Raw genomic sequence first — 7,741 nt, 5'->3', positions numbered from 1 at the left:
GGCCTCGCCGGGGTCGCGCCCCTCGAGGCCGCCGCCGCCTGGGACGCGACCGGCGAGGCCTTCGCGCTCGACGCCCTGCGCGCCGCCACCGCCGCCGCCCGCACCTCCGGTGCCTTCGGCGCGCGCGCCAAGGCGGTGCTGCTCGACGAGCTGACGGCGGCGCAGATGCGCCTCGCGCTCGCCCGGCTGCGCGGCGCCGCGCCGGAGGCGGCGCGCGCCGCCGCGGCGGCGCGGCTGGCGCGGGAGGCCGCGGGCGCCGCCGACCTCGCCGCCGTCACCGTCGCGAGCCGCGCGCTGGCGGCGCTCGCGTGAGCGCCGCCTGAAGGCCGGCGCCGCCGGGGATCCCCGTGCGCCGCTCCCGCAAGGCCCTCGCCTGGGCGCTCTACGACTGGGCCAACAGCGCCTTCCCCACGGTGGTCTCCACCTTCGTGATCGCCGCCTATTTCGCCCGCGGCATCGCGCCCGATCCGGTCACCGGCCAGGCGCAGTGGGGCTGGATGCAGACCGCCGCCGGCCTCGCCATCGCCCTCCTCTCGCCCGTGCTCGGCGCCATCGCCGATGCCGGCGGGCGGCGGCGGCTGATGCTGCTGCTCTCCACCCTCGTCGCCGCCGGCGCGACGGCGCTGGTCTGGTTCGCGCGGCCCGACCCCTCCTTCACGGCGTGGGCGCTGGCATGCGTCGGCGTCGCCACCGTCGCCTTCGAGCTCGGCACGGTGTTCTACAACGCGATGCTGCTGGAGGTCGCGGCGCCGGAGCGGATCGGGCGCCTCTCCGGCCTCGCCTGGGGGTTCGGCTACGCGGGCGGGCTTGCCTGCCTCGGCCTCGCACTGTTCCTGCTGGTGCGGCCCGATCCCTCGCCGCTCGGCCTCGACCGCGCCGCGGCCGAGCATGTGCGCGCCACGGCGCTGCTGGTCGCGCTCTGGATGCTCGTCTTCGGCTGGCCGGTGCTGCTCGCGCTGCCCGATCCGCCGCGCGCCCAGCGCCCGCCCTGGACGGCGGCGGCGCGGGCCGGCCTGCGCGAGATCGCGGCGCTGCTGCGCTCCCTGCCCGCCGAGCCCGTCCTGCTGCGCTTCCTGCTCGCGCGGCTGTTCTACACCGACGGGCTGAACACGCTGTTCGCCTTCGGCGCGATCTACGCCGCCGGCGTCTTCGCCATGGACTTCGAGGAGATCCTCGCCTTCGGCATCGCGCTCAACGTCAGCGCGGGCCTCGGCGCCGCCGGCTTCGTCCTCGTCGAGGACCGCATCGGCTCGCGCCGCACCGTGCTGCTCGCGCTCGGCGCCCTGGTCGGGCTCGGCGCCGCGCTGCTGCTGGTCAAGGCCAAGGCCGCCTTCTGGGCCCTCGCCCTTGCGCTCGGCGTCTTCTTCGGCCCGGCGCAGGCGGCGAGCCGCACCCTGATGGCCCGTCTCGCCCCGCCGGGCGAGGAGGCGGCGCATTTCGGCCTGTTCGCCCTCTCCGGCCGCATCACCGCCTTCCTCGGTCCGGCGGTCCTCGCCGCGGTGACGGAGGCGACCGGCAGCCAGCGGGCCGGCATGGCGACGGTGCTCGTCTTCCTCGCCGCCGGCGCGGCGATCCTCGCCCCGGTGCGCGAGCCGCCGCCCCGGGCGGCGCCGCCTCAGGCCACGGCGTAGAGGTAGGGCGGCAGCGGCTGGGTGCGGTCCACCACCTTCCTCACCCCCGGCACGTTCTCCGCCAGCACCCGCAGCGCCCGCTGCACCGCCTCGGAGCGCCGGAAGCCGTGGAACTCCACCACCCCGTCCTTCACCTCGACCACGGTGTGGAAGGTGTCGGCCCAGGGCTCCTTGCGCATCGCCGCCAGCACCGCGCGCCGGATGCGCTCGTCGGACAGTTGCCCGGTCGTCTCGGGCGGCGGCACGACGAGGGCGCGCAGCAGGTCGGCGCGGCTGACGATGCCCCTGAGGCGGCCGTCCTCGGTCACCACCACGCGGCGGATGCCGCGCTCCTCCATCAGATGGGCGATGCGCTGCGCGGTCTCGTCCGGCCCGACCGTCACCACCGGCGTCGTCATCACCTCCTCGGCAGTCAGGCCATGGGTGCGGGCGTAGCGGTCGGCGAGCGCCTCGGGATCGGCGAACAGGCTGGCGAACCAGCCCGGCGGCTCGTCCTCCTGCCCGGCCAGGCGGCGGATCAGGTCGGCCTCGGTGACGATGCCGCGCAGCGCGCCGTCCGCGCCCACCACCGGCACCGCCGAGATGCCGCGTTCGGAGAGCAGCCGGGCAATCGCCGCCACCGACATCTCCGGCGGCACGGTGACCACGTCCGGCGTCATCAGGTCCCGGGCGCGCGGGCCATGCATGGCGAACCTCCTCCGATCCGGTGCCTGGCGTGCGCGGCGAGGCTAGGCGGGGCCGGAGCGGCTGCGCCTTGCGCCAGGTCAAGTCTCGCCGCCGGGTCGCCCCGCCCGGGGGCGCACACCGCCCTCCGCGGGCTTTCGTCCCGCCGGCCGCACGGCTAAGGATGCGCCCCCAACTCCACGGAGGAACCTCGTCCATGACCGGCATGGATCGTCGCACCGCGCTCGGCGCGGCCGCCGCCGCGGCCCTGGTCGGCCTGTCCGCAGGGGAGGCGCGGCGGGCGCAGGCGCAGGCCCCGCGGCAGCTCGCCATCGCCACCGGCACCACGGGCGGCGTGTACTACCCGCTCGGCGGCGGCATGGCGAACCTGCTCAGCCGCCAGATCCCGGGCATGAGCGCGACCGTGGAGGTGACCGGCGGCTCGGTCGCCAACCTCCAGCTCCTCGGCGCCGGCCGCGTCGGCATGATCCTCACCCAGGTGGACGCCGCGGTGGACGCCTATCGCGGCGTCGAGCGCTTCCGTGGCCGCCCGGTGCCGGTGCGCGCCATCGCCGTGCTCTACACCAACCGCATGCAGGTGGTGACCGTCGAGGCGACCGGCATCCGGACGATGCCGGACCTCAAGGGCAAGCGCGTCTCCACCGGCGCCCCCGGCTCGGCGACCGAGGTGATGGCCTTCCGCCTGATCGAGGCGGTCGGCCTCGACCGCGACAAGGACTTCCGCGCCCGCGAGCGCCTCTCGCCGGCCGAGAGCACCAACGCCATCAAGGACGGCAAGCTCGACGCCTACTTCTTCGTCTCCGGCGTCCCCACCAGCGCCATCACCGACCTCGCCGCCAGCCCGGGCGTGCAGATCGTGCTGATCGACCATGCGCAGTACATCCCGAAGATCGTCGAGAAGTACGGGCCGGTCTATTTCCCGGAAGTCATCCCCGCCGGCACCTATCCGGGCCAGAAGACCGACAACCACCAGATGTCGGTCGGCAACATCATCGCCGTGCGCGAGGACATGGAGCCGGAGCTGGTGACGAAGATCCTCGAGGTGATCTGGGGCGGGCGCGAGGAGCTCGTCCGCATCCACGCCGAGGCGCGCAACTTCACGCTCGAGCGGCAGAAGAGCGCCGCCGCCGGCGTGCCCTGGCACCCCGCCGCCGAGGCCTTCTGGAAGGCCCAGGGCGCGCAGCTCGCCTGATCCGGGGGCGCGGCCGGCCGGCGGACCGGCCGCCCCCATCGCCGGGCGCCGCAGGCCGCGGGCGCGGCGCCCGTGCCGCCCGTTCCTCGCCCCCTCCCGCCGGAGCTCCCCGCTTGGCCACGCCCACGCCGCCCGACGACCAGTCCCCGCACCGCCACCACCTGCCGCCGGAGATCGCCCCCGGCACGCTCGACGAGGCGACCGCCGCGAAGCTCGAGGAGCTGATCGAGGCCGAGGAGGGGTCGCAGAACCGCTTCACCGGCCTGCTCGGCCACGCCGGCACGGCGCTCGCCCTGGCGATGAGCCTGTTCCACCTCTGGGCGGCCTGGTCCATCGTGCCGACGACGACGCTGCGCTTCGTCCATGTCGGCTTCGCGATGGCGCTCGGCTTCTACCTCTTCCCGCTGGCGCGCCGCTTCCGCCATCGCCTGATGCCCTGGGACTGGGCGCTGATCGCCGCCGCGCTCGGCGTCACCTGGTACCTGATCGCCGGCGGCGACGAGCTGCTCGACCGCTACGTCTTCCCCGAGCCGATGGACCTCGTCGTCGGCTGGGTGCTGATCGCGCTCGTGCTCGAGGTGACGCGGCGCACCACCGGCTGGATCATGCCGGGCCTCGCCGCCGCCTTCATGCTCTACGCCTTCTGGGGCAACCTCCTGCCCCCGCCCTGGCGGCACCAGGGCTACGACGCCGAGCGGCTGATCCCGCACCTGACGATCACGCTCGACGGCATCTTCGGCACGGCGGTGGACGTCTCGGCGACGCTGATCATCCTGTTCACCATCTACGGCGCGATCCTGCAGGCCTCGGGCGCGGGCAAGTTCTTCGTGGACTTCTCCTTCGCCGCCACCGGCGGCAAGGCGACCAGCGCCGGGCGGACGGTGGTGCTCTCCTCCTTCCTGCTCGGCGGCCCCTCGGGCTCCGGTGTCGCCACCACGGTCACGCTCGGCACCGTCGCCTGGCCGATGATGCGCCGGGTCGGCTACCGCGCGGACGACGCGGGCGGGCTGCTCGCCGCGGGCGGGCTCGGCGCGATCATCTCGCCGCCGGTGCTCGGCGCCGCCGCCTTCCTGATCGCGGAATACCTGAAGATCGGCTACCTCGACGTGCTGCGCATGGCGGTGGTGCCGACCGTGCTCTACTACGCCTCGCTGCTGTTCATGGTCGAGCTCGACCAGCGCCGCATCGCCGCCCGCGCCGGCATGCCAGAGGAGACGATCGCGACCGAGCGCCCCGGCGCCCTGGTCCGCCGCTACGGCTTCCACTTCACCTCGCTGGTCGCGATCGTCGTCTTCATGGTGTGGGGCTATTCCCCCACCCTCTCGGTGCTCTACGCCATGCTGGTCGCCGTCGCGCTCTCCTTCGTGCGGCCGGAGACGGCGCTCTGGCCGCGGCGGCTCGTCGAGGCGCTGGCCGGCGGCGCGGTGCAGGCGGTCGGCATCGCCGCCACCTGCGCCTGCGCCGGGATCATCGTCGGCGTCATCACCCTCACCGGCCTCGGCCTGAAATTCTCCGACATCGCGATCCAGGCGGCGGGCGGATCGCTGGTGGTGACCGCCCTCTACACCGCGCTGATCGTCTGGGTGGTCGGCCTCGCCGTGCCGGTGACGGCGAGCTACATCATCTGCGCCGTGGTCGCGGCGCCGGCGCTGATCAAGCTCGGCGTGCCGGACTTCGCCGCGCACATGTTCGTCTTCTACTACGCGGTGCTGTCGGAGGTCTCGCCGCCCACCGCGCTCAGCCCCTTCGCCGCCGCCGCCATCACCGGCGCCGGGCCCTACCGCACGACGCTGCAGGCCTGGAAGTACACCCTGCCCGCCTTCCTCCTGCCCTTCGTCTTCGTCACCGACCCCGAGGGCGTGGGGCTGCTGCTCTCCTTCCGCGAGGGCATGGGCTGGGGCGACGTCGCCTGGCAGGTGCTGCTCGCCGCCTGCGGCCTCGCCGCGCTGGCGGCGGCGGCGCAGGGCCATGCGCGGCGGGCGCTGGCGCTGTGGGAGCGTGCGGGCTTCGCGCTCGCCGGCCTGCTGATGATCTTCCCGGCGCTGATCGAGGCGGCGTTCGCCGACGCGCTGCCGGCGCCGCACTGGCTCGGGCTCGGCCTCGCCGCGGGGCTGCTGGCGCTGCAGCGGCGCGGCGGGGCGGCGGCGCCGCCGCGCAGCGCGAAAACGGCGTGAACCGGCGGCGCGCCCGTCGCGCCCGCCGCCCGGCCGTGATAGCGGCGCGGCCGCCATGCGCCGCTGCCCGCCGCCCTGCCGCCGCGCGCCGCGCCTCCTCCCGCCGCTGCTGGCCGCCGCCCTGCTGGCGACGCCGGGCTGCGGCCGCATCGCCGCGAGCGACCTCGCCCGCGCCGCGCTCTGGCCGTTCGGCGATCTGCTCCTGCCGCGCGACGACGGCGCGATCCCCGACCGCGAGGTGGACTGGAGCGCCGAGCCGCAGCGCGCCGCCCCGCCGTCGCCCGAGGAGGGGCCCGCGCTGTCGCTCCGCCTCGGCGGGCGGCGCGCCCGGGCGCTGCTGATCCAGGAGGAGGGCGAGCGCCGGCTCTGGCGCAGCGCCGGCGGCTTGGTGGTGGCGACCGACGGCGCCCGCGTCGTCGCCACCGCCGGCCTCGCCGAGCGCGTCACCGCCACCCGCTTCGACGATCCCGACCCGCTCGAGGACCCGCGCGCCCTGGTCGGGCGCGAGCAGCGCGCCCGCCGCACCGTGGACCTCGCCCGCGCCGGGCGCGGCCCCTCCGGCATGCGCTTCGGCCTCGTGCTGACCTGCCGGCTGCGCGGCGCGGCGCTGCCGGAGGCGGGGGAGGAGGTGCTGCTGATCGAGGAGCGCTGCAGCGGCGATGCGCGCGCGGTCAACCGCTTCTGGGCCGATGCGCGCACCGGCGCCGTGTTCCGCTCCGAGCAGTGGATCGGCGAGGACACGCCGCCGCTGGCGATGGAGGTGGTCGGGCCGGCGCCGCCCGAGCGCTAGACGGGATCGCGGACGGCCGGGGCGGGGCCGGGGTCGGCAAGCAACGGGGCAGCCGCCGCGACGGGCACGGCCGAACGGGAACGGCCGCGGGCGCGGGGCCGCCGGCGCGCGCCGGCGGCGCTACCAGGACCGCGGCCGCGGGGCGTCCCCGCCGTTCCCGGCGCCGCCGGCCGCCCGCCAGCCGATCCCCGCGCGCCGCACGCGCCGCGCCACGTAGGCCAGCCACAGCAGCTGCACCGCCAGCGCCGGCAGCACCACCAGCGGCTTCGCCCAGGGCGGCAGGCGCAGGAACAGCACCGCCAGCGCCGCGCCGAAGGCCGCGAACCCCCAGTGCAGCGCCGCCACCGCGCGCACCGGCACCCCGCTCCGCTCGGCGAGCTGGTAGAGGTGCGTCCGGTGCGGCGCGGCCAGCGGCTCGCCCATCGCGGCGCGGCGCAGCAGCGTGAAGCCGGCGTCGAACAGGAGGCCGAACAGCAGCAGCGGCACCAGCAGGAAGGAGATCTGCGCCGCATCGAAGCGCGCGCTCGCCACGGCGAGGACGGCGACCACGAAGCCGCAGAACTGGCTGCCGACGTCGCCCATGAAGATGCGCGCCGGGTGCAGGTTGAAGGGCAGGAAGCCGAGCAGCCCCGCGGCCAGGAACATCGCCGCGATGTAGACGAACCAGCCGCCCTCGAAGGCCGCGATCGCCGACAGCGCGGCGCAGGCGATCAGCAGCGTCCCGCCGACCAGCCCGTCGAGCCCGTCCATGAAGTTCACCGCGTTGGTGCAGGCGACGATCCAGAACAGCGTCAGCGCCGGGCCGAGCCAGCCGAGCTCCACCGGTCCGACATAGGGGATGGCGAGCCGCGTCAGGCCGATCCCGCTCGCCAGCGCGACCAGCGCCGCCGCGGTCTGTGCCGCGAGCTTCACGGTGAAGCGGAAGTCGTGGATGTCGTCGGCCAGCGCCACCGCGGCGATCGCGGCGGCGGCGAAGATGACGCCGAGGAATTGCGGATCGGCCAGGCGCGCCGAGCGCGCCACCGCGAACAGCACCAGCATGCCGGCGAGGAAGGCGAGCACGATGCCCACCCCCCCGCCCTTGGGCGTGGGCCGGCGGTGCGCCTTGCGCGGGTCGGGATGATCGAGGATCGGGAAGGCGATCATCAGCCGCACCGCGAGCGCGGAGACCAGGGCGAGCCCCCCGGCGAAGGCGAGGTGGCGGAGGACGGCTTCGGGCTGCATGGGCGCGCCGCGGCGCTATGGCCGAGAAGGGGCGGGGCGGCAAGCC

The 7,741-nt window shown here is 75.7% G+C and carries 7 protein-coding genes; 5 read left to right on the top strand and 2 right to left on the bottom strand.

Annotated elements, in window-relative coordinates; translation table 11 throughout:
* Together K1J50_RS18100 and K1J50_RS18095 are read left to right on the top strand one after the other, a co-directional pair.
* The coding region (locus K1J50_RS18100; protein WP_220119154.1) for a hypothetical protein at positions 1–312 on the top strand (312 nt) is incomplete at its 5' end.
* Between the two features lie 35 nt (positions 313–347).
* A complete protein-coding gene (locus K1J50_RS18095; RefSeq protein ID WP_408869383.1) occupies positions 348–1,631 on the top strand; it encodes an MFS transporter in 1,284 nt (427 codons plus the stop codon).
* Here K1J50_RS18095 and K1J50_RS18090 read toward each other — a convergent pair.
* Complete coding sequence (locus tag K1J50_RS18090) at positions 1,616–2,317, bottom strand: CBS domain-containing protein (RefSeq protein ID WP_255575449.1); 702 nt, start codon at positions 2,315–2,317, stop codon at positions 1,616–1,618. The two genes, K1J50_RS18095 and K1J50_RS18090, sit on opposite strands and share 16 nt — an antisense overlap.
* 194 nt (positions 2,318–2,511) lie before the next feature.
* Here K1J50_RS18090 and K1J50_RS18085 point away from each other — a divergent pair, with 194 nt between their 5' ends.
* From K1J50_RS18085 to K1J50_RS18075, 3 genes are all read left to right on the top strand, one after another.
* Positions 2,512–3,507, top strand: coding sequence for a TAXI family TRAP transporter solute-binding subunit (locus K1J50_RS18085; RefSeq protein ID WP_220119153.1), 996 nt, complete (start codon positions 2,512–2,514; stop codon positions 3,505–3,507).
* A gap of 113 nt (positions 3,508–3,620) precedes the next feature.
* Positions 3,621–5,681, top strand: coding sequence for a TRAP transporter permease (locus K1J50_RS18080; RefSeq protein ID WP_255575448.1), 2,061 nt, complete (start codon positions 3,621–3,623; stop codon positions 5,679–5,681).
* Between the two features lie 55 nt (positions 5,682–5,736).
* Positions 5,737–6,471, top strand: a complete 735-nt coding sequence (locus K1J50_RS18075; RefSeq protein ID WP_220119152.1) for a YjbF family lipoprotein — start codon at positions 5,737–5,739, stop codon at positions 6,469–6,471.
* 120 nt (positions 6,472–6,591) lie between these two features.
* On the opposite strand, the gene K1J50_RS18070 is transcribed toward K1J50_RS18075, so the two are convergent.
* Positions 6,592–7,695: a glycosyltransferase family 4 protein gene (locus K1J50_RS18070; RefSeq protein ID WP_220119151.1), complete on the bottom strand. Its 1,104-nt coding sequence runs from the start codon at positions 7,693–7,695 to the stop codon at positions 6,592–6,594.
* Between the last annotated feature and the right edge of the window lie 46 nt (positions 7,696–7,741).

Origin of the sequence: Caldovatus aquaticus, from assembly GCF_019458025.1 — a bacterium.
Lineage (GTDB): Bacteria > Pseudomonadota > Alphaproteobacteria > Acetobacterales > Acetobacteraceae > Caldovatus > Caldovatus aquaticus.
The sequence above is the reverse complement of the archived record's forward strand: the minus strand, read 5'-3'. Positions and strand labels throughout refer to the sequence as shown.